Raw genomic sequence first — 25,751 nt, forward strand, 5'->3', positions numbered from 1 at the left:
AATTCAGCTTGTGCCATCGCCCGCATTTTGGACGATTTTGGCCGGGCAATGCTTTGGCTGCTTATTGGTGACTCGGTTGGATTTGCGCGCCGAACAAGACACATTATGATGCAAGCTCATAATTTTGTCGAATAACAATCATTTCACCTCATAATGCCAACGCGCTATACCTTCGGCCAACACAGCCGATTGGATACCGCGAATGCTTGACTTTACCTTGCCCGACACACCCGCGCTCGCGACGCTGCGCGCATTGGCTGCCCAGCGCATCCTGATCCTTGACGGGGCCATGGGCACAATGATCCAGACGCTGAACATGACCGAAGAGGATTTTACCGCCAACGGTCACATCCATGGCCCCGGCTGTCGGCATCACTATCACCCGGATCATCCGCAACAGGGCAACAACGACCTGTTGGTGCTGACCCAGCCGCAGGCGGTTGAGGATATACAGTATGAATTCGCAATGGCCGGGGCGGACATCCTTGAAACCAACACTTTTTCCTCAACAACCATCGCGCAGGCCGATTACGGGCTGGAGGCTGCGGTGCATGATCTGAACGTCGCAGGCGCGCAGGTGGCGCGGCGCGCGGCGGACCGGGCCACGGCTGAGGACGGCAAACCCCGGTTTGTGGCCGGGGCTGTGGGGCCGACGAACCGGACGGCCTCGATCAGCCCGGATGTGAACGATCCCGGATACCGCGCCGTCAGTTTTGATGATCTGCGCATAGCCTATGGCCAGCAGATCGACGGGCTGATCGAAGGAGGCTCTGACCTGATCCTGATCGAGACGATCTTTGACACGCTGAACGCCAAGGCGGCGATTTTTGCGGCTTTCGAGAGCTTCGCCAAGGCCGGACGTCGCCTGCCGCTGATGATCTCGGGCACGATCACCGATGCCTCGGGCCGGACGCTTTCTGGCCAGACGCCCACCGCCTTCTGGCACTCGGTCGCCCATGCGCGCCCTTTCACCGTCGGGCTGAACTGCGCCCTTGGCGCTGCATCCATGCGCCCGCATATGGCCGAGATTTCGGGCGTGGCTACCGCCCTGACCTGCGCCTACCCCAATGCGGGCCTGCCGAATGAGTTCGGACAGTATGACGAAACCCCGGACCAGACCGCCGCTCAGGTCGAAGAGTTTGCCCGCGATGGCATCGTCAACGTGGTCGGCGGTTGCTGCGGCACCACACCCGACCATATTCGCGCGATTGCCGAAGCGGTTGCCCCTTTTGCCCCCAGAAAGGTACCAGCATGACCCGTCACCTGCGCCTCTCAGGGCTGGAGCCTTTTCTCCTGACGCCCGACATCCCCTTTGTGAATGTGGGTGAGCGGACCAACGTCACCGGCTCGGCCCGGTTTCGCAAGCTGATCGTGAACCGCGACTATGCCGCCGCGCTGGACGTTGCGCGGGATCAGGTGGAAAACGGCGCTCAGATCATCGACATCAACATGGATGAAGGGCTGATCGACAGCAAACAGGCGATGGTCGAATACCTGAACCTTGTCGCGTCCGAGCCCGATATCGCCCGCGTGCCAATCATGATCGACAGCTCGAAGTGGGAGGTGATCGAGGCCGGGCTGCAATGCGTGCAGGGAAAGCCTGTGGTGAACTCGATCAGCCTGAAAGAGGGCGAAGAGGCGTTTCGCCATCACGCGGGTCTGTGTCTGGCCTATGGGGCTGCTTTGGTGGTCATGGCCTTTGACGAGGCCGGTCAGGCCGACACCTTCGAGCGCAAGACCGAGATTTGCGCCCGCGCTTATCGCATTCTGGTCGAGGATATGGGGTTCCCACCCGAAGACATCATCTTTGACCCCAACATCTTTGCCGTCGCCACGGGAATCGAGGAACACGACAATTACGGCGTCGATTTCATCGAGGCGACCCGCTGGATAAGTCAGAACCTGCCCCATGCACATGTCTCGGGCGGGGTGTCGAACCTGTCTTTCAGCTTTCGTGGCAATGAACCGGTGCGCGAGGCGATGCATGCGGTGTTCCTGTACCATGCCATTCAGGCCGGGATGGATATGGGCATCGTCAATGCGGGCCAACTAGCGGTCTATGACCAGATCGATCCCGACCTGCGCGAAGCATGCGAGGATGTGGTCCTGAACCGCCAGCCGAAATCCGGCGGCAGCGCGACCGAGAACCTGCTGGACATCGCCGAACGTTTCCGTGGCGACAAGCGCGAAGAGAAGGTCCGGGACCTTGCCTGGCGCGACTGGCCGGTCGAGAAACGGCTGGAGCATGCGCTGGTCAACGGCATCACCGAGTTCATCGAAGAAGACACCGAGGCCGCGCGCGTCAATGCCGAACGTCCCTTGCACGTTATCGAAGGCCCTTTGATGGCCGGGATGAACGTCGTGGGGGATTTGTTTGGTGCAGGCAAGATGTTCCTGCCGCAGGTGGTGAAATCGGCCCGTGTGATGAAACAGGCCGTGGCCGTTTTGTTGCCCTACATGGAGGAAGAAAAGCGCCGGAATGGCGGCGAGGGTCGGCAATCTGCCGGCAAGGTGCTGATGGCGACCGTGAAGGGGGACGTGCACGATATAGGAAAGAACATCGTCGGCGTTGTCCTGGCCTGCAACAACTACGAGATTTTGGATCTCGGCGTCATGGTCCCGCCACAGAAGATCCTGCAAGTCGCGCGCGAGGAAAACGTGGACATTATCGGCCTGTCAGGACTGATCACACCGTCGCTGGACGAGATGGCGCATCTGGCCTCGGAGATGGAGCGCGAAGCGTTCGATATTCCGCTGCTGATCGGCGGCGCAACCACGTCGCGGGTGCACACAGCGGTCAAGATCGCGCCGCGTTACACGCATGGGCAGGCGGTCTATGTCACCGATGCCAGCCGCGCTGTCGGGGTTGTCGGCGCATTGCTGAGCCCGACGCAGAAGCCCGATTATGTCGCCGGGATTCAGGCCGAATATGCGGATGTGGCCGACAAGCACGAGCGCGGCGAACGCGCCAAGAACCGCCTGCTTTTGGCCAAGGCGCGGGCGAATGCGCTGAAGCTGGATTGGGATGATTACGAGCCCATTGCTCCGTCCTTCACCGGCGCGCGCGTGCTGCCCGATTGGGATCTGGCCGAAATTGCGCGCTATATCGACTGGACGCCCTTCTTCCAGACCTGGGAAATGCGCGGTGTCTATCCCGGAATTCTTGAAGATGAAAAACAGGGCGCGGCGGCGCGGGCGCTTTTTGCCGATGCGCAGGCAATGCTGGAACAGATTATCGCAGAGCGCTGGTTCACACCCCGAGGGGTTGTTGGATTCTGGCCTGCCAACGCGGTCGGCGATGACATCCGGCTGTATACCGGCCCGGATCGCGCTGAAACTCTGGCCGCCCTGCACACGCTGCGCCAGCAGACCGTAAAACGCGGTGATCGACCGAATGTCGCGTTGTCGGATTTTGTCGCCCCGGAAGGCCATAGTGCGGACCATGTCGGCGGGTTTGTCGTCACGGCGGGACCGGAGGACTCTGACATTGCCGAGCGGCTGGACAAGGTCAACGACAATTACGGCGCGATCCTCGTCAAGGCTCTGGCCGATCGGATCGCCGAAGCCATGGCCGAGATGCTGCATGAAAGGGTCCGGCGTGAATTTTGGGGTTACGCTAAGGGTGAAGACTTCGACCCGCAGGCCCTGATCAGCGAACCTTATGCCGGTATCCGCCCCGCGCCGGGCTATCCGGCCCAGCCCGATCACACCGAAAAACGCACGCTGTTCAGCCTGCTGGACGCCGAGGCCGCGACCGGCGTGACGCTGACCGAAAGCATGGCGATGTGGCCCGGCTCATCTGTCTCCGGGCTCTATATCGGGCACCCGGACAGCTATTATTTTGGTGTTGGCAAAGTGGAACGCGATCAGGTCGAGGACTACGCCCAGAGAAAACGGATGACCGTGGAAGAGGCCGAACGCTGGCTGGCCCCGGTGCTCAACTACGTCCCGGCCAAGGCATCGCGCAAGGAAGCCGCGTAAGGCGACAAGTTGTCAGTCAATCGCCGGGCTACGAGGTCAGCAAACCCGACAGTTTGCGCGCGCCGTCCTGCAGCAAGGCAAGAAATTGCTTCAAACTGTTCAGATCATGGCGCTGCGTCGGCGCATGAACGGACAGAGTGGCGGCCAGCCTGTTGTTCTTGTCTATCACCGGGACCGCAATGGCCGTCATACCGGGCATGAACTCCTCATCATCTGTCGAAAACCCGTTCTGCGCGACGCGGGTTATTTCGGCCCGCAAGGCCTGGGGCTTCGTTATCGTGCGATCGGTATTCGGGCTGAGATTACCTGCGGAAAGAAACCCATCCAGAGTGCTCGGGCGCAGGGTCGACAAATACATCTTGCCACTGGCGGTGCAGTGAAACGGGACTTGTGTTCCGATCGGCAATTGAATTCTCAGCGGCCATTTCGTCTCGACCCGGTCCAGATAGATCATACCCTCGCGATCCGGGATCGCCAGATTGCAGGTTTCGCCGATTTCATCCGCGACGCCGCGAATAATGGCCAAACGGGCCGTGCGAAGATGTTCGGACGACACTGTATTCAGCGACAGCTGCCGCAAGCGCGGACCGGGACCATAAGACCGACCATCCAGATCACGCTGAAGAAACCCTTCAGCCTCGGCTGTTTGCAGCAGGCGATGTATCGTGGGCTTTGCCAGACCCAATGCGTCGATCAGGTCCGAGGGTTTGACGGCGACCCCGCGCCGTGCCACCTCTTCCAGGATCAGCAGCAGGCGCAGGTTCGTGGGAATCTGGGTGTCTTTGTCTTTTGTGTCCGCTTCGGTCATCCCGCAACAGTCTAGTTATTTGGCAGCAGGATCAAGGCCAGATCGGGCACCAGCGAAACCAGAATCCAGACCGACAGCAGTGCCACCAGATAGGGAACCGTATAGCGCAGAAGCCGGAAATAGGGCACGCCGGTCACGCCCGACGCCACATACAGGTTCAACCCGTACGGAGGCGTAATGAACCCGATGGACGCGCCGACTAGAAAGATCACCGAGAAGTGGATCGGATCGATACCCACCGATGCCGCAATCGGCGCAAGGATTGGCGCAAGGATGATGGTCACCGGCAGGCTTTCCAGCACCATGCCCGAGAAGAAGACAATCACCATCGAGGTAAACAGAACTGCATGGTAGCCACCCATCGAGGTCACGAAGTTCCCGATGGTTTCCTGTGCCCCCAGCAGAGACAGGATTTGCTGCATCACCACTGAAATTGCGATCAACGGCGCAAGGATACCTGTGATCTGGGCCGAGCGGATCACAATTGACGGGATTTCCGGGATCGTGAAGCCTTCGACCACGAACATTTCGGCAAAAGTCTTCTCGGTGGGTGGAATGTCATTCCGCGCGCCCATGATCCGGTTGATTGGATAGCTGACCAGCCCGGCAATGACACAAAAGCCCACGGTCACGCCCGCCGCCTCGGTCGGAGAGAATTTGCCCGTATAGATGCCCCACAACACAAGCCCGATGGCGAAGAAGCCGAGCCATGCACCAAACGCGGTTTTCAGCACGCGGTTCAGTTGCAGCGGGATCAGGTGGCCCCAGCCATTCATGCGGCAGATGATCCAGCAGGCAAACTGCATGCCAAAGACCATCAGCGCGCCGGGCAGGATACCGGCCACGAACAGCTCAGAGATCGGCAGGTTCATCAGGAACCCGTAGACGATGAAGATAATCGACGGAGGGATGATGATCCCCACCGTCCCGCCCGCCGCAGCGGTTGCCGCGCTGAACCGTTCGTCATAGCCGCCCTTGACCATCTCGGGGTGCAGCATCGAGCCGATGGTTGCTGTCGTCGCCGAGTTCGACCCCGAGATCGCCGCGAACAGCCCGCAAGCCCCCAGCGAGGCCATCGCCAGCCCGCCGCGTATCCAGCCCAGACAGGCATAGGCAAAATCGCTGAGCCTGCGCGCAATGCCTGACTTGTTGATCAGGTCTCCGGTCAGGATAAACAGAGGCATTGCCAGAAGGGCGAACCCCTTGTTGAAGACGTTCAGCAGTTCGGCCCCCATATTGTCCAGCGTCAGGCCAAGGACAAATGAACAGCCGATGACCCAATAGCCGATGACCAGCAGCACCGGCACACCCAGCATGAACAGGAAGGTGACCCCAAGCGAGATCAGTGTGACCATGGTTCCATCTGTCATCAGTCTGCTCCGATCACGGCCTGCTTGATCAGCGGCTCGCCTGTTTTCCAGTTGCGCAGATCGTCGGCGAGGTTCTGAAACACCCGCCCGACCATCAGAAAGAACGACAGCGGCGCGGCCAGAAGGAACCACCACTGCATGATGTTGTCGGTGCCCAACACGATCTGGAAATTCGAGGCTGACAGGGCCACCAACCGCGTTGTGGTCACGATGACGATCACCGCAAAGATGAACCACAGGACTGCATCCAGGATCAGACAGGCCAGTTGCCCTCCGCGCGGCATGGCCGTGCGAAACTCGCTAAAGCTCAGATGCGTGCGCAGGCGGACGTTGTAGGAGGCTCCGAACCAGGCCATCACCATAAACAGCAGCGGAGGGATCGTGGTCGACCACGGCTCTTGATCGTTGAACACGAACCTGTCGATCACACCCCAAAAGATGATCAGGGCAATCGCGAGGTAGGAATAGACCATCACAGACCGTTCGAAATGACGTTCGACAAAGGGAACTGCCCGATAGATCAGCATGATCACGAACCCGCCGATGGCCGAGGCGACCGCACCCAAAACCCAAGCCGCGTCGGATTCCAGTGCGGATTGAATCTCGAACGAATCCTGGCTGAGAAAAGCGCTGAAAATCGCGCCGATATCTGCCCAAAACGACATGTACCCCGTCCTCCCAGTCGGTGTGTTTTTTGGAACCGGCCCGCGTGGGGCCGGTTCGCATCAGCTTATCAGGCCTGGCCCATCCACCAGCGGCGCGGCTCGACATTCTCGGGCAGCATATCTGCCGGGATCTCACGCGCGATGTCATAGATTTCCTGATAGGTGTCGATGCCACCCGCCCATTTGTTCAGACGCTCACGCCACTGCGCCCACGGCTCGGGGTTGAAGTTGGGGGCACACATCTCTTCGGCCAGTTTGATCTGGTCATCAGGCAGGAAGGCCGCGCGCACGCCGTTTTCGGCAAAGATCGTATTGGGCAGTTGCGGGTCCGAGAAGCCAACGGTGTTCAACAGCGCCGCCTCGTTTGCGCCCTGAATCAGTGCCTGAGTGAAGTACGAGGACTCCATCACGGCATCCTGCAACTCACCGCCCAGACTGTCGAAGACCTTGGCCGACATCGAGGTATGCTCGGTCCCGCAGAAGAACTTCAGGTTCACCGACTGCGATACCACTGGTGCCATGTTGGCATAAGCCACAGCCGAGGCCCATGTTTCGGCCCCATCGATCAGACCGGTTTTCAGCGCGTCCAGCGTTTCTTCCCACGCCACCGGAACCGGGTTCAGGTTCAAGAGCTGCATGGCGATCCGGCCCAATTGAGTGCCCGTCACGCGGTTCTTGGTGCCGAACAGTTCTTCCAGCTTGGTGACAGTTGGCTTGTCGGCAAAGGTTGATCCCATTTGCAGACCGCGCAACTCGCAATGGGTGAACAGGAACTTCAGCCCGTGCCGTTTTTCCAGCGGGTCGCGCAGGATGCGCTGACTGGCGGGGCTATAGAAGAAGTGATACTGCGCCGCGCGGCTGGGGAACATATAAGCATAGTCCAGCACGTTCAGATAAGGCGCACCACCGGCCGAGTTCTGGGTCGAAGCCGCATAGATATCGACAATGCCCTGCTGGGTTTTCTCGACACAGCTTAGCTGTCCGCAGATCTGGTTGTCGCCGATGAACTCGATGCGAATCTCACCATCTGTGCGTTCTTCCAGGTCACGGGCGAATTCGATGGCCCCGGCGCGCTCGATCAGAAGGTTGCGGGTATTGAAGCCCGACGCACCAAATTTCAGCGTATGTTTCGGCTCTTTCGAGAAGCGTTTTTCGTAATTTGATTCAGCGGCCTGCGCCAAATTCGCCAGACTCATCGCGCCGCCGAACCCGCCTGCCGCAAGCAGCGTCGAGCTCATGCCATAGCGTCCGGCCACGCGGAAGAAATCCCGCCGTGAAATCCCGCTTAGTTTCTTACCGATCTCCATTGCTTACCTCCCTGATCGCAATTATTGAGACGTTTTGTATCAAAAAATGCTAGTATAATTCCTGCATCTTGCATAGAGTTTTTTTCAACGACGTTGGAAGGAGGCGATCATGGAAGTGGATTATGCGATTGTCGGAGCAGGGTCTTCGGGCTGTGTCATCGCCAATCGGCTCAGCGCCGATCCCAATACCAAGGTCGCCCTTCTGGAAGCCGGTGGGCCGGATACCAACCCGTGGATTCACATCCCGGTCGGCTATTTCAAAACCATGCACAACCCGTCGGTCGATTGGTGCTATCGGACCGAACCCGACCCCGGCCTGAACGGCAGAAGCATTGATTGGCCGCGCGGGAAAGTGCTGGGCGGATCATCCTCGCTGAACGGGCTATTGTATGTGCGCGGACAGAAAGAAGATTACGACCGCTGGCGCCAGATGGGGAATATCGGCTGGGGTTGGGACGACGTGCTGCCCCTGTTCAAACGCTGCGAGGATCAGGAACGGGGCGAGGACGAATTCCACGGAGTCGGCGGGCCCTTGTCCGTGTCGAACATGCGCATCCAACGCCCGATCTGCGACGCCTGGGTCGCGGCGGCGCAGGCTGCGGGCTATCCGTTCAACGCCGATTACAATGGGGCCGAACAAGAAGGGGTCGGCTATTTCCAACTGACAACACGCAATGGCCGACGGTGCAGCGCGGCTGTGGCCTACCTCAAACCTATCCGCAATCGCGACAACCTGAACATCATCACCCATGCCCTGGTGACAAAGATCGAACTGGACGGGAAACAGGCGACCGGAGTGGTCTATCAGGACCGGTCCGGCGAAACCAAGACGTTGAAGGTACGTCGCGAGATCATTCTGTCCGGCGGCGCGATCAACTCGCCACAAATCCTGATGTTGTCCGGGATCGGAGACCCTGATCACCTGAAAGCCAATGGCATTGAACCGACCCACGCCTTACCTGCTGTCGGCAAAGGGCTACAGGATCACCTGCAGGCCCGTCTGGTGTTCAAATGCAACGAACCCACGTTGAATGATGAGGTGCGCAGCCTGTTCAATCAGGCGCGCATCGCGCTGAAATATGCGCTTTTCCGCGCAGGCCCGATGACGATGGCGGCCAGCCTGGCAACCGGCTTCCTGAAAACCCGCCCGAATGTACAGACGCCGGATATTCAATTCCATGTTCAGCCATGGTCCGCCGACAGTCCTGGCGAAGGCGTACATCCGTTTTCCGCCTTCACCATGTCGGTCTGCCAGCTTCGCCCCGAAAGCCGGGGAAAGCTGCAATTGGATGGTCCCGACCCATCCAAATACGTGAAGATCATCCCCAACTACCTTTCAACGGAAACCGATTGCCGAACCATCGTCGCCGGCGTGAACATCGCGCGCAAGATCGCCACCCACAACCCGCTGGCCTCGAAGATCTCTGAGGAGTTCCGGCCAAGCTCGGACCTGTCTTGCGACGATTATGAAGGCACGTTGGATTGGGCGCGGTCGAACTCGGTTTCGATCTATCACCCCACTGGAACCTGCGCGATGGGCACCTCGGAAAACGCGGTTGTGGACCCGGAACTGAAGGTGAAGGGGATCGGAAACCTGCGCGTTGCCGATTGCTCGATCATGCCGGAAATCGTCAGTGGGAATACCAATGCGCCCGCAATCATGATTGGCGAGAAAGCCAGTGACCTTCTGACCGCGCGCAGTTGAACCAAGCGACAGTGCCAATCCGCGCCATTCATCTCGCTTGCCCTGATGCACCACCTGATGCAAACTGATCTGCGGAGGAGGGATGTGCCATGACATCCAAAACCGCAGGGTCCACGCCACCGGACAATCTGGCGCCGCAGCAGCCAGCCGCGCCCAAGATCAACAAGGTGACAGCGGATGACATCACCGCATCTCTGAAAGCCGGGTATTCCGACTTTCTGGCGCGCCCTTTCATGAGCGGTTTTTTCGGCCTGTTCTATGCGGTTTTCGGTATCCTGCTGGTTTGGTGCCTGATCTGGCTGGGAAAAATCTGGATGATTATCCCCGCCATTGTCGGCTTTCCGCTGGTTGCGCCGTTTGCTGCTGCGGGCCTGTATGAAATGTCCCGTCGCTTGCAAAAGGGCCAGAGTTTCGGCTGGTCAGACATCCTGACTGTCATGGCCGATCAGCGCAAACGCGAGATGGGCTGGATGGCCTTTGTCACCCTGTTCATCTTCTGGGTCTGGATTTACCAGGTTCGGCTTTGGCTTGCGATCATCCTGCAGAATGCGTCTTTCTCTGATTTCGACGGGTTTTTGAACACCGTTTTCTTCACGCCGCAGGGCTGGACCTTCCTTGCTGTCGGCACCTGCATAGGCGCGTTGCTGTCAGCTGTGCTGTTTGCGGTGACTGTCGTTGCCATGCCCATGCTGCTGGACCGGGAAATCAATTTCGTGTCGGCGATGCTCACGTCCATTCGGGTCGTCAACGAAAGCCCGGTGGTCATGCTGGGCTGGGCGGCGATCATCTCGGTCACGATGTTGCTGTCGATGGCTCCGGCGTTTCTGGGCCTGATCTTCACCCTGCCGATCCTTGGGCACACCACATGGCACCTGTATCAGCGGGCGGTGACACCGGCGGAGGGGTGATCCATCACAACCCGGATCAGCAAGATCACCCCTATTCCCGGCGCTGCGGTGCTTTGAACAAATCCTTGCGCAGTGTCATCAACGCGCCGGGGTCGATTTTGGCCTGAATGACAGTTGTTTCCCCCGAGGCTATTGCCTGTTGCAACGCAGGCCCCATACCACCGGGGCCATCGACCCAGATGCCTTTGCCGCCACAAAGTTCCGCGAATTTGTCAAAGCGGGGGGACTGGATTTCGGCCCCCAACAGACGTCCGCCATAAAACTCCTGCTGATAGGCTTTCTCGGCCCCCCATGCCTCATTATCCAGAACCACGATCACGATGGGCAGATTGTGTGAGATGGCGGTCTGGATTTCGATCATCGTATACCCCACCGCACCGTCGCCCATGACGGCAACAACGGGCCGATCAGGGGCTGCGGCCTTGGCCCCGATGGCGGCGGGCAGGCCAAAGCCGACCAATCCGAAATCCAAAGGGGTGATCAGCGACAAAGGCTCATAATGCGCCAGCCGATCAGCGGCTTGAAGGCAGGTGTTACCGGTGTCCAGCGTGACGATGGCGTTTTCGGGCAGCGCGTCGCGCAGCTCGCCCAAGGCACGGCGGGGATGCAGGGGCAGGGTCTCGATTGCTGCTTCCTCGGCGCGCTCGGCCCGAAGGGTCTTAATGTCGGCACGAAACGCATCACGCCATGGATCGCAATCAGGTTTAGGGACCGCATCGATCAGCGCCTCGGCAGTCAGGTGCGCATCCCCCTGCGCCGCGATTTCAGCCGGGAAATAGCGCCCCACCGCAGATCCGTCGATATCCACATGGGCAATCCTCGTCTCGGCCCCCACATAATCGTTTGAATGAAAGGTCGAGTTGAACCCCAGCCGTGCCCCAAGCACGACCATCACATCCGCCTCTTTCGTCAACCGGCTGGCCACCCGGTTGCCACGCGGCCCGGCCTGCCCCGCAAACCACGGGTGTCCGTGGCGCATCACGTCGGCATGGCCGGTTGATGCAACCACCGGTACCTCAAGCGTCTCGGCCAAAGCGGTCAGCGCGTCTCGCCCGGCGCTCCATTTGAAACCGCCCCCGGCAAAAAGAACGGGGCGCTGTGCCCCTGCCAGAAGCTGGGCGATGGCGTCGATATCTTGCGGCGCTGCCGGTCCCGGGCAGGCGATGTTCACTGGCACCAGGTCAACCGCAGGCATCTCGGCTGCAAACAAATCGCGCGGCACGTGCAGCACAACCGGCCCGCGGCGGCCCGTATTCGCCAGCCGTATCGCATCTTCCAGCATCGGGACCAGACGCGACGGGTCCGTGACCATGACCGAGCGTTTGCAGATCGGGGCAAACAGCGCCACCTGATCAACCTCCTGAAACGTGTCCTTGTGTTGATCGGCCCGTGTGATTGCGCCTGCGATGACCACCAGCGGGGAATAGGCCAGATGCGCCTCGGCCACGGCGGTGACGATATTGACCACGCCCGGCCCGGCCTGCGCGCCCAGAACAACACCGGGCTTGCCGGTCATCCGCGCCCAGGCATCGGCCATATGCCCCGCCGCCCGTTCATCGCGCGCACCGATATACGCGATCTCACCCCCCTGATACATCGCGTCATACAGTTCAAGCATCGAGCCGCCCAGCAGGCCAAACACGGTGTCGATCCCATTGGCCTTGAGCACGCGATAGGCGGCCTCGCCGCCGGTGATATGGGTCATGGTCTAGTCCTCGGATCGGGGTCTCAGATTTTGTGGGTCAAACAGGGCGTCGTCATGAACGGTCACGGGGATGGCACGGTTCAGGATTTGCACGCTGAGGCCATCGCGCGGGGTGCCTTTGCGCACGAACAGCCAGCCCAGCGACTTGCCCACCGTATAGCCATACCCGCCCGAGGTGGTCAGACCAACGGGCATGCCATTCAGCAACACGGGCTCGCCGCCGTGAATGTCGATGCCGTCGGCACGGAGTTCCGCATAGAAGAGCTGCCAATCCGGGTCGCGGGCCAAAAGGGCATCCTTGCCGATGAAATCGCGACCTTCGGCGCGGACAAAGCGGTCAAGGCCAACGTCGAACGGACCAACATCCGTGGTCAGCTCGCCACTTGCGCGATAGGCTTTCTCCATCCGCATCCCGTTGAACGCGTAAGAGCCCAGATCGACCAGCCCGTGCTTCGCACCAGCCTCAAACAGGGCATTATAGAGCGCGCCGATCCGGTCCAGCGGCGCGTGCAATTCCCACCCGAGCTCACCCACAAAAGACACCCGCAGCGCATAGCAGGGGATGCCGGCAGCGGTGATCTCTTGCCCCGACAGCCAGGGAAAGGCAGCGTTGCCGAGGTCAGCCTCGGTCAGTTCCGACATGATCCGGCGTGACGCCGGGCCGGACAGGGACAGCATCCCCCAATCGGCGCTGCGATTGACCATCTGCACGTCTTCACCGGGTCGGATATGGGATTTGATCCAGTCAAAATCCGGGTTCGCCCGCGCGATGGCGGAACCGGTGAAATAGCGACCATTGGCGATGCGCCAGATGGTGATTTCGGTCTCGAACCTGCCCTTCGGAGTCAACAGGTGGTTCAGGCTTACCCGTCCGTCTGTGGCAGGGATATTGTTGGCTGACAGCTGGTCGAGCAAGGCGCCCGCATCCTTGCCGGTGATCTCGAACTGGGCAAAGGCGCAGAGGTCGATCACGCCAGCGGCGGCGCGTGTGGCTTTGGCCTCGGCCATGGCGTTTTGATGCCAGGTCTGGTGGCCCCAGCCGATCTGCTCGACCTCACCCACCGCACCGAAATAGCGCGGGCGCTCCCAGCCAGCGACCTCACCAAACACCGCGCCCTTGGCGGCCAGCCGGTCATAAAGCGGGTGGCGGTTCAGCGGGCGCAGGCTGTCGAACTGCTTGCCGGGGCAAGGTGTGTCATGGCGGCGCATGAACTCGTCCTTGGTACGCTCGACGATGAAATTGTCGGTGCTGAAATCGCCATAGCGGCGCGGGTCCATGCTGCGGGTGTTGATCTGGGTTTCGCCATGCACCATCCAGTCGGCCAGCACCTTGCCAGCCCCACCGCCCCATGCGAGCCCGATTGAAGACCCGCAGGACAGCCAGACATTAGGCGCACCCGACGGCCCCACCAGCATCCCGCCGTCTGGCGTATGGGTGATCGCCCCGCGCACCACGCGCCTGATCCCCAGTTCCGCCAGAACGGGCATCTTTTCGAACGCCACCAACAGAAAATCGCCAATCGAGTCGTAATCGGCCTCGAACAATTCATTCTCCGCCGCCCATGGCGCGCCTTGCGGCATTTCCCAAACCGTAGGGCAGACATGGCCTTCATAAATCCCGATCAGGCCCGATTTCTGCTCCTGCCGGATATAGCCGCCAAAGGCATTGTCGCGCATGACGGGCAATTCCGGGCGGCCTAGGAACTCGGGCACCGTATCCGTGACCAGATAGTGATGCAGGCAAGACACTGACGGGATTTTCAACCCGAACCATTCCCCCACCTGATTGGCGTATGAGCCTGCGGCGATCACCACATGCTGGGTCAGAACATCACCCTTTTCTGTCGTCAAACGCCACATATCACCCTTGCGCGACGCGCCGGTGACGCGGGTATGCCGCTCGATCCTGGCCCCACGCGCGCGGGAGGCGGCGGCCAGCGCCATGGTGACACCGGATGGATCGATATGGCCGTCTTCAAAGGTCTGCACGGCGGCCTTGATGTCAGAGGTCCGGTAGAAGGGGTTGCCTTTGGCCACTTCCTCGGGCCCGACCAGTTCCATCGGCAGGTCCAGCAGCCTGCCGACCCCCATGATCGACTTCATCCAGTCGACCTCATCATCGGTGGTGGCGATTCGGAAGCCGCCGACCTGATGCCAGCCGATGCTCTGGCCGGTCTCTGCCTCGACGCGCTTGTAGGTCTCGATCGAGGTCTTGTTGATCCAGCCCGCGATCCGACTGCCGACCGCATGGGCGATCTGGCCAGCCGCGTGCCATGTGGAACCGGAGGTCAGTTCGGCCTTTTCGAACAGGATCGTGTCTGTCCAGCCGTTTTCAGCCAGTTGGAACTGGGCGGCGACGCCCATGATCCCGCCGCCGATGATCGCGACCTGAGTGGTGCGGGTCGTATCACTCATTGGAATGCCTCTTTGGCGGGTTTGAGCGCGGCGCGGGCGGTAAAACGGGTGCAGGCGATTTCCACCTCCACCGCCCATGTGCCATCTGCGGTGGAAGATTTTTCGTCGAAAAATCTCGGCGCGCCCGAGATCATCGCCAGCGCAACGGATCGGCCAAACCGGTAACTCCACGCGGCAGAGGTGATCTGGCCCACGACCTTCCCTTCGAAATAGACCGGCTCGTCATGGATCGGGATCGCATCCGGGTCATCGAATAACAGCGAAACGATCCGGCGTGCGGGCTTGTGATCCCGCAACGCCTCTTCGCCCACAAACCCGGTGCCCGTGGCGCAGAATGCGTCCAGACCGGCCTCGTGCAGGGTGGTGCCGGGGGTCAGCTCGTGCCCGAAAGCGCGGAACCCGCTTTCGATGCGGAGGCTGCCGCTTGCGTAAAGGCCCGCGTGGCTGGCCCCGGCAGCTAGCAGCGCCTCATACGCGGCCATGGCCATGTCGGCCTGGATATAAAGCTCGTACCCCTCTTCGCCGGTGAAGCTCAGCCGCCCCGCCCAACCGCGCGCGAGGCCGATCTCGACCGGCGCGAAGTAAAAGCGTTTCGGATCAGGGACCGGCATGTTTGTGGTTGCTTGCAACACGGCACGCGCCTGTGCCCCAGCCAGTCCCAGAATGGCATAACCGCTGGTCACGTCGGTGAATTCCACCCGGAAATCGCCCCGTGTCTCGCGCATACGCTTTAGGACGCGCACGACCTCGCCCGCGCCGGTGATCAGCAGATAGGTCTCGGGGCCGTGGCGCTGCACGGTCAGGTCACTTTCCACCCCGCCGCGTGCGTTCAGGATTTGGCTGTAGGCGATGCGCCCGACGGGCATATCCATCTGCGCTGCGCAGAGACGGTTCAGAAAGGCGCAAGCGTCCGGCCCCTGCACCATGATCTTGCCAAAGGCGGATTGATCCAGAATGGCGGCACCGTTGCGGCAGGCCTCGACCTCGGCCCCGACCTGATCGCGCCACGCGGGCACACCGAATGTCAAAGGCAGGTGCGCGGCCTTGCCGCCGAAATGTACGGCGCGCTCCCAGCCGCCGCGCGATTCAAACTGTGCCCGCGCAGCCACCAGACCGGCGTGAATGGGTGAGCGTCGCTGACCGCGGGCGCTGTCCATCGCCCGACCCGGATAGGGGTTGTCGTAATGGCGGCCCAGCACCTCGGGGATGCGGGCCTCCAACGCGCCCAGCACGTTCATCTCGCGGCTGAACCGGCGAATATCGGCCTCGTTCAACTCCATGGTCGGCTCGCCCGCGATGATCCATTCGGCCATCGCCTTGCCCGCGCCGCCAGCCAACGCGATGCCGGTCGAGTTCATGCCCCCCATCAGGAACAGGCCCGGCACCTCGGGGCTTTCGCCCAGCATGAACTGGCTGTCGAGGGTAAAGCTTTCGGGTCCGTTCAGCAGCATCCGCACCTCGGCCCGCTCCAGCGCGGGAATCCGACGCAGGGCGTTCTCCATCATTGGCGTGAAGTGGTCCCAATCCTCGTCCAGCAGATCAAAGCTGAAACCCTCGGGCAAACGGTTCAGAGGCAGCCCCTTGGCGTTGGGTTCAAAGCAGCCCACCAACAGCCCCTCGACATCGTCGCGGGCATAAAGGAACGCGTCCTGATCGTTCAGCGTCGGCAGATGCGCCCCTTTGCCAAGCGCCTGCACCTCGGGCAGGGGTTTGGTCAGGATGTAGAAATGCTCGCAGGCATAAAGCGGCATATGGGCACCGGCCATCGCCGCCACCTCGCGGGACCAGAGGCCACAGGCGATCACCACCTCGTCGGCCTCGATCACATGGTCCCCCACCGCGACGCCCGAGATACGCCCGGCCTTTTTCCGCAAGCCGGTGAGGGCGGTATCCTCGAAAATCCGCACCCCCCGCGCCCGTGCGCCTTTCGACAGCGCCAGTGCTACGTCCGAGGGGTTCACCCGCCCATCTGCCGGGGACCAGACCGCGCCGATTACGTCATCGGTTTCAATCAGCGGCCACAGTTCTTTCGCGCGGGCGGCATCGACCACCTCGGCCTCAAGGCTAAAAGCACGGCCCAGCGAGACCTGCCGTTTGATATTGGTCAGCCGGTCCGGATTGGTGGCCAGCGTCAGCGATCCGGTCTGGGTCCAGCCGGTGGCTTGGCCGGTTTCACGCTCCAACTCCCTATAAAGATCAATCGAATAGTTGATGAGCCTGGTCAGCGTTGCCGAGGGCCGCAGGCGGCGCACCAGACCGGCGGCGTGCCACGTCGTGCCGCTGGTCAGTTTCGAGCGTTCGAGCACCACGATGTCCGTGCGCCCCTCGCGCGCCAGATGATAGGCGATGGAACAGCCGATAACGCCGCCACCGATCACAACCGTGCGGGCATGGGACGGCAGGGTCATGGCAGTACCCCGTCGCTGATCATATCGGACAGCGTGGCGCGAAACGCCTCCAGCGCCTCATCGATCATGTCCGGCTCATGCGCCGCCGAGGTGACACCGGACGTGTAGGACATCATTTCCACCCCGCGTGCCAGCAACCCGTCGCGGTAGGCTTTGACCGTCGATTTGGGCAAGCCGCGTATCTGAGCCGGGCCAAGACCGTCCAGAGAGTCTTGACCAAAGAACACATGAAAGACCGAGCTGTCGCCATAGGTAATCCCGGCAACGCCCAGATCTGACAGCACGGCATTCATGCCGTCCCGCATCCGTTCGGCCATCTCATCGGCCTTGGCCTGAGCCTCGCCACTGGCCAGCAACGGCATTGCGGCGCAGGCTGCGGCGGCCACCAGCGGTGAGGCATTGAACGTGCCCTTATGACTGACCGCCGGTGCGATGCCGTCGCGCATGGTTGCGTTGTTCATCAACTCCATGATCTCGACCCGGCCGCAGACCGCACCGCCCGGCAGGCCGCCGGTGACGATCTTGGCCAACGTTGTCAGGTCGGGCACGATGGCGTCTCGGGCCTGTCGCCCGCCGGGGGACCAGCGAAACCCGGTGATGATCTCATCAAAGATCAACACCACACCCGCCGCCCGCGCCACGTCGTGCAGTGCCCGCAATGTCGCGGTCGACAATGGAACCGATCCATAGTTCGCCCCGGACGCCTCGATGATGACCGTTCCGATACGATCATCTTGCAGCGCGTCTGCCATCGCGTCGGGGTTTGCCGCGCAGACATGGATCAACTCATTCACCGCCTCTGGTACGCCCAGCGACGCGGCATGATTTGTTCCCGGTTTTGCACCTTTGAGCGCGTGGTCGTGCCAGCCGTGGTAATGCCCATCCACACGCAGCACGTGGTCCTTGCCGGAATACGCACGGCCCAGACGCAAGGCGAGCATTGTCGCCTCGCTGCCAGACGCGGTGAACCTCGTACGCTCGGCGCAGGGGTATAACTGATTGACCCAATCGGCCCAGAGGATTTCAGCCTCGTGACAATCGGCGCTGAAGATCGACTGTCCGGCCTGCTGTCTGATCGCCTCGATGATCGCAGGATGACCATGGCCCAGCAGTTGGCTGGCGCTGCCCATCTTGAAATCGATATAGCGGCGGCCTTCACTGTCCCACTTCTCGGCCCCCTGCGCACGCTCGATGTAGACGGGATGCGGGTCGCGATAGCGCAATTCGTGGCTGACACCGCCCGGAAGGGCCGCGCGGGCGCGCTGGCTGAGGTCAGAATTCTTCATTCAGGTCGTCCGATTTGGGTCCGTGTCAGACGGATGTCAAAACTGCCTCGCAAGCTGCGGTCGATGTGATCGGGGATATGCGCCGGGAAGTGGCTGTTCAGGATCTCGCGCGCCCGTTCGCGGGCGACGTCGCCGATCCTTTGTCCGCCGTGTTCCTCCCAGTCACGCGGGGCCCGACGGTCGCCGATTTCGGGGTAGAAATAGTCCGACTTCATCCGGCTGAACGTGTGCATTTCGCCCAGATAATGACCCTCGCCCCGGCACACATCCGCAATGACATCTGCAGCGATGTTTTCCGGCGTGGCCTCGATCCCGCGAATGGTGCGCAGGATGTTGCCCAGCAGATCGTTGTCGCTGACATATGCGGCGTGGCTGACACCCAGAAGGCTCGACATCATGCCCGCCGCCTGCGTGACGATGTTCGACCCCGCATGGGCGGCCATGGTCACGGCCAGAGATTTCTCGGCACCGTATTGGGCGTCCAGCCGCTTGGCATCGGTGATCCCGGCGATCGAGCTGGTAGGCAAATCCCAGTGCCGCCCCATCTGCGCCGCCCCCGCCATCAGGATCGCCTGCTCGCCGCCGCCGCCACTCATGGATCCGGTGCGCAGATCAGCCACAAGCGGTTTGGGCGCAAAGATCGCCTTGACCTCGGGATCGACCAACCGCGCGAAAACCAGCCCGGCCAGAGTTTCCGCGACCGCCTGCACCAGCGACCCAGCAATCGTCGCCGGGCTGGTCGCCCCGGCCTGACCGGCGCTGATCAGTTGAACGGGAAAACCTGCCCTGATCGCAAGGTCCAACACCTGGCAGGCCTCTTCGGCGAAGCGCATCGGCGGGACCACGTGGCAGACCATGACGGTAAGAAACGGGCGGGCGCGAAATGCGGCCTCACTGCCTGCGATGCTGTAGCAAAGCTGGGCGATCTGGGCGACGTTCTGCGGTTCAGTGATCGAGATCGACACATGCTTGGACGTGCCCGCCAGACAGGCATAAGCGGTATTAAGGTCCATCACAGCGGGGTCCTCGATATCCCGCGCCACAACCGACCGGCTGAAATGATGGATATTGTCCATCTGATCCACGATCCGGGCCGCATCATAGAGGTCCTGCAACGTGGAATCGCGATACTCGTGCGTGTTAAGGTCGAACACCCCCGGAGCAGCCCCGCCGGTTGACATATGCACCCGCGATCCTTCGATTTTAAGGTCGCGGTCGGGGTGCTGGCCACACAGCGAGAACCCGCGTTGCGCCCCATCAATCGCCCAGCACACCAGATCGGGCGGAAACAGCAACCGCCCGTCACCCGTCCGCACACCGCCCGCCGCAACAACCTTGTCGATCATCGACGGGGTGGCCTGACTTAGACCAAGCGTTTCCAGCAATGCAAAGGCAGAGCTTTCGACCAACGCCACCTCATCCGGGGAAAGCGGTTTGAGACGACCGCCCATGACCCCCGGCCAGACAGGCAGAGAGCCTTCGCTTTGCAGGGTGTCCTTCAGCCGGTCTTTGCGACCTCGGCGGCGGCTGGGTTTGACCATCGACTCATGAAGTTTGCTTTTCGTCGAGATCAGGCTTTCATATCCGGAACACGTTTACAAAGGCAGCTTACTCAGCAATAGATGAGTAAAACTACTCTATAGGCCTGACATGAAACCGTCCCTTCCCGCCCTGCGCGCCTTTGAGGCCGCCGCCCGGCTGGGCAGTTTTCGCGCCGCGTCCGAAGCCTTGTCAGTCACCCCGACGGCGATCAGCCACCATATTCGCGGACTGGAAGATCAGCTTGGCACCAAGCTGTTCACGCGCAGCGGTCGGGATGTCACACTGACCGAAGACGGCGAACGGCTTGCAAACGCCGCCGCACAGGCCTTCGGGATATTGGACGAAGCGGTGCGCACGCTCCACCGCCGGTCCCGCAAAGTGGTCCGGCTGGCGGCCGGCCCGATTTTCACCGCGCGCTGGCTGATGCCAAAGATCAGCGATTTCTGGGCCTCTCACGCGGATATCGAGCTTGAGGTTCTGCCCACTTTCGAACCCGGAACAAGCGTGCGGGAAAACCTCGACATCGTGATCCGCTGGGACCGCATGGCCGAGACATCGGGTGACGCGATCAAGTTACTTGAGCTCAGCCCCGTCGCCATTGCGTCCAAGTCATTTCTTGACACCCACGGACCCATTGAGAACCCGAAAGACCTGCTGAATTTACCCCTGCTGCACCAAAGGAACCACTGGGGATGGCTGGATTGGTTCGCAGCCATGAACGTGCCCGTCCCAAACCGGCTGCGCGGTTCGATTTTCCAGGACGCAAACGCCCTGCTGCGCGGTGCTGCCGAGGGGCAAGGGATCGTGATCGGCTGGCTGCCGCTGATTGATCAGGACCTTGCCGAGGCACGGGTCGTTCGCCTTTTCGATGAAAGCATCCCCCCCACACATGCCTATTTCGTCGAGGTGCGCGGCAGCCGCCCCGTGAGGCGGGAGGTGCAGAAAGTCGTGGACTGGCTTGCGGGCTGATGTTTGCGGCTCGTAGCGCGTGCAATTGTGGTCGTCACACAAACCTGTTCACATAATTCTCCAGCATCTCCTGACGCCCTGAATGTGGTTCTGGGTTGATCCCATCCCGCAAGACTCGGGCGGCAATGTCATCGAGGCTGCTGTTCAACATAGCTTGCGCTGCGGGTGAACTCCAATTGGAATACCTGTCAGAAAGCGCAGCTTCCAAGCCCCCGTCTTCGATCATTACTGCAGCGGCCCTGAGACCTCGGGCGCAAATATCCATGCCACCGACATGCGCGGCGACAAGGTCTTCTGCATCAATCGACTGACGGCGGATTTTGGCGTCGAAATTCGTGCCGCCGGTTGTAAAGCCGCCCGCTTTCAGAATGTAGTAGTAGGCCAAGGCCACATCGGGCGTGTTGTTGGGGAATTGATCCGTGTCCCAACCCGACTGATAGTCGTTTCGGTTCATGTCGATGGACCCCAACATCCCCTCGGCCGCGGCAACTGCGATCTCGTGTTCAAAGCTATGACCGGCAAGGATTGCGTGTCCCTGTTCGAGGTTCAGCTTCACCTCGTCCTCCAACCCGTATTTCCGCAGAAACCCGATGCAGGTTGCAGCGTCATAGTCGTACTGGTGCTTGGACGGCTCCTGCGGTTTGGGTTCGACAAGAATGGCACCCTTGAAGCCGATCTTGTGTTTGTATTCCACGACCATGTTCAGAAACCGGCCCATATGGTCCAGTTCAGTCTTCAGGTCGGTATTCAGCAGGGTCTCATAGCCTTCGCGGCCACCCCAGAGGACATAGTTTTCGCCGCCCAGCTTGTGGGTTGCGTCCATGCACGATTTCACTGTTGCAGCCGCAAACGCGAACACGTCGGGATCGGGATTGGTGCTGGCCCCGGCCATCCAGCGTCGGTGGCTGAACATATTGGCCGTCCCCCACAGCAGTCGGGTGCCGGACGCCTGCATCTTTTCACCGATATAGTCGGTGATGTCTTCCAGCGTTCTCAGATTGTCGACAAAATTGCCCTGTTCGGGCCGGATATCGGCGTCGTGCCAGCAAAAGAAGGGCTGGCCCAAAAGCTCGAACAATTCGAATGCGATATCCGCCTTCATACGGGCCCGGCCCATATCGTCCTGCGGATGCCAAGGGCGTTCGAACGTGGGACCACCAAAGGGGTCTCCGCCCTCCCACGCGAAGGAATGCCACCAGGCGACCGCAAATCGCAGATGATCTTCCATGCGTTTGCCCATGATCACCTCGTCCGGGTCGTAGTGGCGAAAGGCCAAGGGGTTTTTGCTGTCCGTACCCTCGAACTTGATCTGTTCGATCCCGTCGAAAAATCCGCTTTTCATTCCTGCCCCCTAGTCCGCCTTCTGACCGGGCTGTTTGCCCAGAATAATCATCGACAAAAGATCGTCATCAGTGACGTCTGCGATATCGACAGTTCCCACCAGTTTCCCGTTTTTCATCACCGAGGCGCGGTCGCACAGATCCATGACCGCGTGCACGTCGTGATCAATCAGGAAGATCCCGATGCCCTGCGCCTTGAGTTGATGGATCAGATCCGCGACCATCTGCGTTTCATGCGGGCCAAGCGCCGCGGTGGGTTCGTCCATGATCAGGATGCGGGCATTGAAATAGACGGCCCGTGCAATCGCCACAGACTGTCTTTGGCCGCCCGACAGCGCGGACACCGGATCGCTGAACTTCTGAAAATTCGGGTTAAGCTGCGCCATGATCTTGCGGCATTCAGCCTCCATGGCGGCGTCGTTGACCAGCCCAAAGGGCGTCGTCATCTCGCGCCCCAGAAACAGGTTCGACGTTGCATCCAGATTATCGGCCAGCGCGAGGGTCTGGTAGATGGTCTCGATATTATTCGCCCGCGCATCACGTGGGTTGTTGATCTCAACCGGATTGCCATCAATCAGGATCTCGCCATGATCCATTTGATAGGCACCCGAAAGCACCTTGATCAGCGTCGATTTCCCGGCCCCGTTATGGCCAAGCAAGCCAACGACTTCGCCGGGGTAAAGATCGACCGATACATGATCGACCGCCTTGATCCCCCCGAAGGAAATCGAAATGTCGCGCATTTCGACCAAGGGCGGCGCACCGGTTCCGCGAGCGGATGTTGAGGGCGTTTTCTGCGTGTCCTGAGCTTGCATCACTTTGCCCCCAGTCGCTTGCGGTAGACGATGTCGATATAGACGGCCAGCACAAGAACGCTGCCGACCACGATGTTCTGGAACGGCGCGTCAACGCCAACCATGGCCATGCCGGACTGAAGCGCCTGCATGATCAATGCGCCAAGGATCGCGCCGTAGATTGTGCCGATGCCACCGGACAAGGCGGTCCCGCCGATCACTGCCGCCGCGATGACCCTCAACTCATCCAGCGTACCGATGTCGTTCGAATGGTTCGCCAGCCGCGCCGAGGCGACCACGGCGGATACAGCGCACAGGAACCCCATCAGCGCGAAAATCTTGACGGTCAGAAGCCGTGTATTGATGCCGGATAGCTCTGCCGCGTCCGGGTTGCCGCCGGTGGCAAAGATATAGCGGCCGAACCGGGTTTTCCGGGCCACAACAGTTAGGGTGACCGCAACGATGATCAGGATGAGGACCGAGATCGGGATACCGTACCCCACGACCAATCCCTCGGGCATCTCCTCTCCACGTGCTTCGAACATGCGTTGCAGTCGGCGCGTGGGAATAGCGTAGCTGTTGACAATGTATACATAGCCAAGGATCGCGACAGCGATGATCCCGGCCAGGGTGCCTTCGGCCCAGACGGGTTTGACAGGAAACCCGTGCGCGGATTTTGCACGCCGACCGCTCCACAAGGCCCAGATGGCGATTGCGGTGGCGAACAGCCCGAACAGCCAGCTTACCGTTGTGCCCAGGGTTCCGTTTGTGCCGCCGAACATCAGGAAGGTACTGTCCAGCGGGCCAATGGTCTGACCGCTGGTCAGGTACCAGGCCACGTTTCGCCAGACCAGAAAACCACCAAGGGTGACAATGAAGGCCGGGATCGTAAGATAGCCGACCAACCAGCCGTGAAATGCGCCGATCAGCGTGCCCGCGAACAGACCGATCACTATGGTAATCGCCCATGTTGCCGGGTTGTTCAAACCCATCCCCAGCATGTGCGGCAGCAGTTCGGTCTGTGTCATTGCCATCACCGCCGAGGTTGTCGCCAGCAGAGCCCCGACCGACAGGTCGATATGCCGCGTGACGATGATGAACACCATCCCGCAGGCCATGATGGCCACTGAAACCGTCTGGATGGACAGGTTGAACAGGTTGCGCGGGGTCAGGAACCGCCCGTCGGTGACGATGTTGAACCCGATGCACAGGATGACAAACGCGCCGATCATGCCCAAAAGCCGCATATCCAGTTCCAGTTGCTGGAACAGGCTGGGTTTTGCCTTTTCAGGTATCGGCTGAGACGAAGTTTCGGTCATTTCCGATCTTTCATTTTCAGCAAGTACCCCCGGCCCAAAAAGGGCCAGGGGCTGAGTGGTTTAGTTACAGGGGGCAGGTCCGTTTTCGACGCCCTGACACAGCGCTTCCTGCGAAATCCAGCCCGCATCCACGACAACGGACAGGTTGTCCTTGGTAATCGGGACCGGAGCAAGGAAGACCGAGTTCATCTCGGTGCCGCCCGGCGATGTCCAGCTGACCACACCATCCACGTCTGCAGGGCTTGTGCCACTGCTGAGCGCAACCGCAATTTCACCGGCGGCTTTGCCCAGTTCACGGGCATCCTTCCAGACCGAGACAGTCTGTGTTCCAAGTGCAACCCGGTTCAGCGCTGCATGATCGCCGTCCTGCCCGGATACCGGAATACCCTCCATGCCCTGCGCCGTCAGCGCGGCAACAACACCGCCTGCTGTGCCGTCATTCGACGCAACAACCGCGTCCACATTGTTTTCATTGGCCGTCAGGATCTGTTCCATGTTGCGCTGCGCATTCGCAGGTAACCAGCCGTCGGTATACGCCTCACCAACGATGACGATGTCACCGCTGTCTACCGCCGCACCTATGATCTCTTGCTGACCGCCCCGCAGGAAATCGGCGTTTGGATCGGTGGGGGACCCCTTGATCATCACATAATTGCCCTTGGGCATGGCATCAAAGACGGCGCGGGCCTGCATGCGGCCCACCTCGACATTGTCGAAAGTCAGGTAAAAGGCCCGGTCATCCTCGATCAGACGGTCATAGGCAATCACCGGGATACCTTCGTCAGCCGCAGCCTGAACCGCCGGCCCGATGGCCTGCGCGTCTTGCGCCAGAATGATCAACGCGTCCACGCCCTGTGCGATCAGGCTTTCAATATCCGAAAGCTGCTTGGCGGATGACGACTGCGCATCAGATGAGATGTATTCAGCACCACCCGCTTCCAGCGCTGATTTGATGGCTGCTTCGTCCGTCTTCCATCGCTCTTCCTGAAAGTTGGACCAGCTTACGCCGACCACCGGCTCTGCGAAGGCAGCAGAAGCCAACAAGGTGGCCGCAGCCGAGAAGCTGAGAATTCTTTTCATGATTTCCTCCCATTTGCCGAGCCATCGAATCTCGATTCGCGGCTCTCACAATTTTGAATACCATATTTATTTCAGTGGGTAAAATATTTACTCTACAAGAAGGCGGCAATTTCAAATAGATTGGGCCAACGGCAAGATTCGCGAGGATA

The 25,751-nt window shown here is 60.6% G+C and carries 18 protein-coding genes; 5 read left to right on the plus strand and 13 right to left on the minus strand.

What is annotated here, in order from left to right; genetic code table 11:
* Positions 1–202 precede the first annotated feature (202 nt).
* Together ACR0KJ_RS08075 and metH are read left to right on the plus strand one after the other, a co-directional pair.
* The gene (locus ACR0KJ_RS08075) at positions 203–1,255 is read left to right on the plus strand and encodes a homocysteine S-methyltransferase family protein (RefSeq protein WP_480626386.1); all 1,053 of its coding nucleotides are present in this window, start codon (positions 203–205) and stop codon (positions 1,253–1,255) included.
* The gene (metH, locus tag ACR0KJ_RS08080) at positions 1,252–3,981 is read left to right on the plus strand and encodes a methionine synthase (RefSeq protein WP_480626387.1); all 2,730 of its coding nucleotides are present in this window, start codon (positions 1,252–1,254) and stop codon (positions 3,979–3,981) included. Before ACR0KJ_RS08075 ends, metH begins: the two co-directional genes overlap by 4 nt.
* Before the next feature lie 28 nt (positions 3,982–4,009).
* Here the strand turns inward: metH and ACR0KJ_RS08085 are convergent, their stop codons facing one another.
* From ACR0KJ_RS08085 to ACR0KJ_RS08100, 4 genes are all read right to left on the minus strand, one after another.
* Complete coding sequence (locus ACR0KJ_RS08085) at positions 4,010–4,789, minus strand: IclR family transcriptional regulator (protein ID WP_170521590.1); 780 nt, start codon at positions 4,787–4,789, stop codon at positions 4,010–4,012.
* A gap of 11 nt (positions 4,790–4,800) precedes the next feature.
* Positions 4,801–6,159, minus strand: a complete 1,359-nt coding sequence (locus ACR0KJ_RS08090; protein ID WP_170429642.1) for a TRAP transporter large permease — start codon at positions 6,157–6,159, stop codon at positions 4,801–4,803.
* A complete protein-coding gene (locus ACR0KJ_RS08095) occupies positions 6,159–6,824 on the minus strand; it encodes a TRAP transporter small permease (RefSeq protein ID WP_480582725.1) in 666 nt (221 codons plus the stop codon). Before ACR0KJ_RS08095 ends, ACR0KJ_RS08090 begins: the two co-directional genes overlap by 1 nt.
* Before the next feature lie 68 nt (positions 6,825–6,892).
* Entirely contained in the window at positions 6,893–8,131 is a 1,239-nt protein-coding gene (locus ACR0KJ_RS08100) for a TRAP transporter substrate-binding protein (protein WP_170452808.1), read from the minus strand.
* Between the two features lie 109 nt (positions 8,132–8,240).
* On the opposite strand from ACR0KJ_RS08100, the gene ACR0KJ_RS08105 reads away from it, so the two are divergent.
* Both ACR0KJ_RS08105 and ACR0KJ_RS08110 read left to right on the plus strand, forming a co-directional pair.
* Positions 8,241–9,836, plus strand: coding sequence for a GMC family oxidoreductase (locus ACR0KJ_RS08105; protein WP_480626388.1), 1,596 nt, complete (start codon positions 8,241–8,243; stop codon positions 9,834–9,836).
* Positions 9,837–9,925: 89 nt separating this feature from the next.
* Positions 9,926–10,744 (plus strand): DUF2189 domain-containing protein, encoded by an 819-nt coding sequence (locus ACR0KJ_RS08110; protein WP_480626389.1) that lies wholly within the window; start codon positions 9,926–9,928, stop codon positions 10,742–10,744.
* A gap of 31 nt (positions 10,745–10,775) precedes the next feature.
* On the opposite strand, the gene ACR0KJ_RS08115 is transcribed toward ACR0KJ_RS08110, so the two are convergent.
* The 5 genes from ACR0KJ_RS08115 to ACR0KJ_RS08135 are packed head-to-tail and all read right to left on the minus strand — an operon-like array spanning position 10,776 to position 20,099.
* The gene (locus tag ACR0KJ_RS08115; RefSeq protein WP_480626390.1) at positions 10,776–12,449 is read right to left on the minus strand and encodes a thiamine pyrophosphate-binding protein; all 1,674 of its coding nucleotides are present in this window, start codon (positions 12,447–12,449) and stop codon (positions 10,776–10,778) included.
* A 3-nt stretch (positions 12,450–12,452) separates the two neighbouring features.
* Entirely contained in the window at positions 12,453–14,864 is a 2,412-nt protein-coding gene (locus ACR0KJ_RS08120; protein WP_480626391.1) for an FAD-dependent oxidoreductase, read from the minus strand.
* Entirely contained in the window at positions 14,861–17,272 is a 2,412-nt protein-coding gene (locus tag ACR0KJ_RS08125; RefSeq protein ID WP_480626392.1) for a GcvT family protein, read from the minus strand. The genes ACR0KJ_RS08120 and ACR0KJ_RS08125 overlap by 4 nt, the downstream gene beginning before the upstream one ends.
* Positions 17,269–18,558 (minus strand): aminotransferase class III-fold pyridoxal phosphate-dependent enzyme, encoded by a 1,290-nt coding sequence (locus ACR0KJ_RS08130; RefSeq protein ID WP_170622788.1) that lies wholly within the window; start codon positions 18,556–18,558, stop codon positions 17,269–17,271. Before ACR0KJ_RS08130 ends, ACR0KJ_RS08125 begins: the two co-directional genes overlap by 4 nt.
* A complete protein-coding gene (locus tag ACR0KJ_RS08135; RefSeq protein ID WP_480626393.1) occupies positions 18,555–20,099 on the minus strand; it encodes a trimethylamine methyltransferase family protein in 1,545 nt (514 codons plus the stop codon). The genes ACR0KJ_RS08130 and ACR0KJ_RS08135 overlap by 4 nt, the downstream gene beginning before the upstream one ends.
* Positions 20,100–20,208: 109 nt before the next feature.
* Here ACR0KJ_RS08135 and ACR0KJ_RS08140 point away from each other — a divergent pair, with 109 nt between their 5' ends.
* Positions 20,209–21,069, plus strand: coding sequence for a LysR family transcriptional regulator (locus tag ACR0KJ_RS08140; protein ID WP_480626394.1), 861 nt, complete (start codon positions 20,209–20,211; stop codon positions 21,067–21,069).
* A gap of 34 nt (positions 21,070–21,103) precedes the next feature.
* On the opposite strand, the gene xylA is transcribed toward ACR0KJ_RS08140, so the two are convergent.
* The 4 genes from xylA to xylF are packed head-to-tail and all read right to left on the minus strand — an operon-like array spanning position 21,104 to position 25,602.
* Positions 21,104–22,411: a xylose isomerase gene (gene xylA, locus ACR0KJ_RS08145; protein ID WP_480626395.1), complete on the minus strand. Its 1,308-nt coding sequence runs from the start codon at positions 22,409–22,411 to the stop codon at positions 21,104–21,106.
* A gap of 9 nt (positions 22,412–22,420) precedes the next feature.
* Positions 22,421–23,224 (minus strand): ATP-binding cassette domain-containing protein, encoded by an 804-nt coding sequence (locus ACR0KJ_RS08150; protein WP_170452837.1) that lies wholly within the window; start codon positions 23,222–23,224, stop codon positions 22,421–22,423.
* Positions 23,224–24,522 carry a sugar ABC transporter permease gene (locus ACR0KJ_RS08155; RefSeq protein ID WP_480626396.1) on the minus strand — a complete coding sequence of 433 codons (1,299 nt, stop codon included), beginning with the start codon at positions 24,520–24,522 and terminating at the stop codon, positions 23,224–23,226. Before ACR0KJ_RS08155 ends, ACR0KJ_RS08150 begins: the two co-directional genes overlap by 1 nt.
* A gap of 60 nt (positions 24,523–24,582) precedes the next feature.
* The gene (gene xylF / locus ACR0KJ_RS08160) at positions 24,583–25,602 is read right to left on the minus strand and encodes a D-xylose ABC transporter substrate-binding protein (protein ID WP_170521563.1); all 1,020 of its coding nucleotides are present in this window, start codon (positions 25,600–25,602) and stop codon (positions 24,583–24,585) included.
* Positions 25,603–25,751 lie beyond the last annotated feature (149 nt).

The organism is Ruegeria sp. AD6, assembly GCF_056542325.1.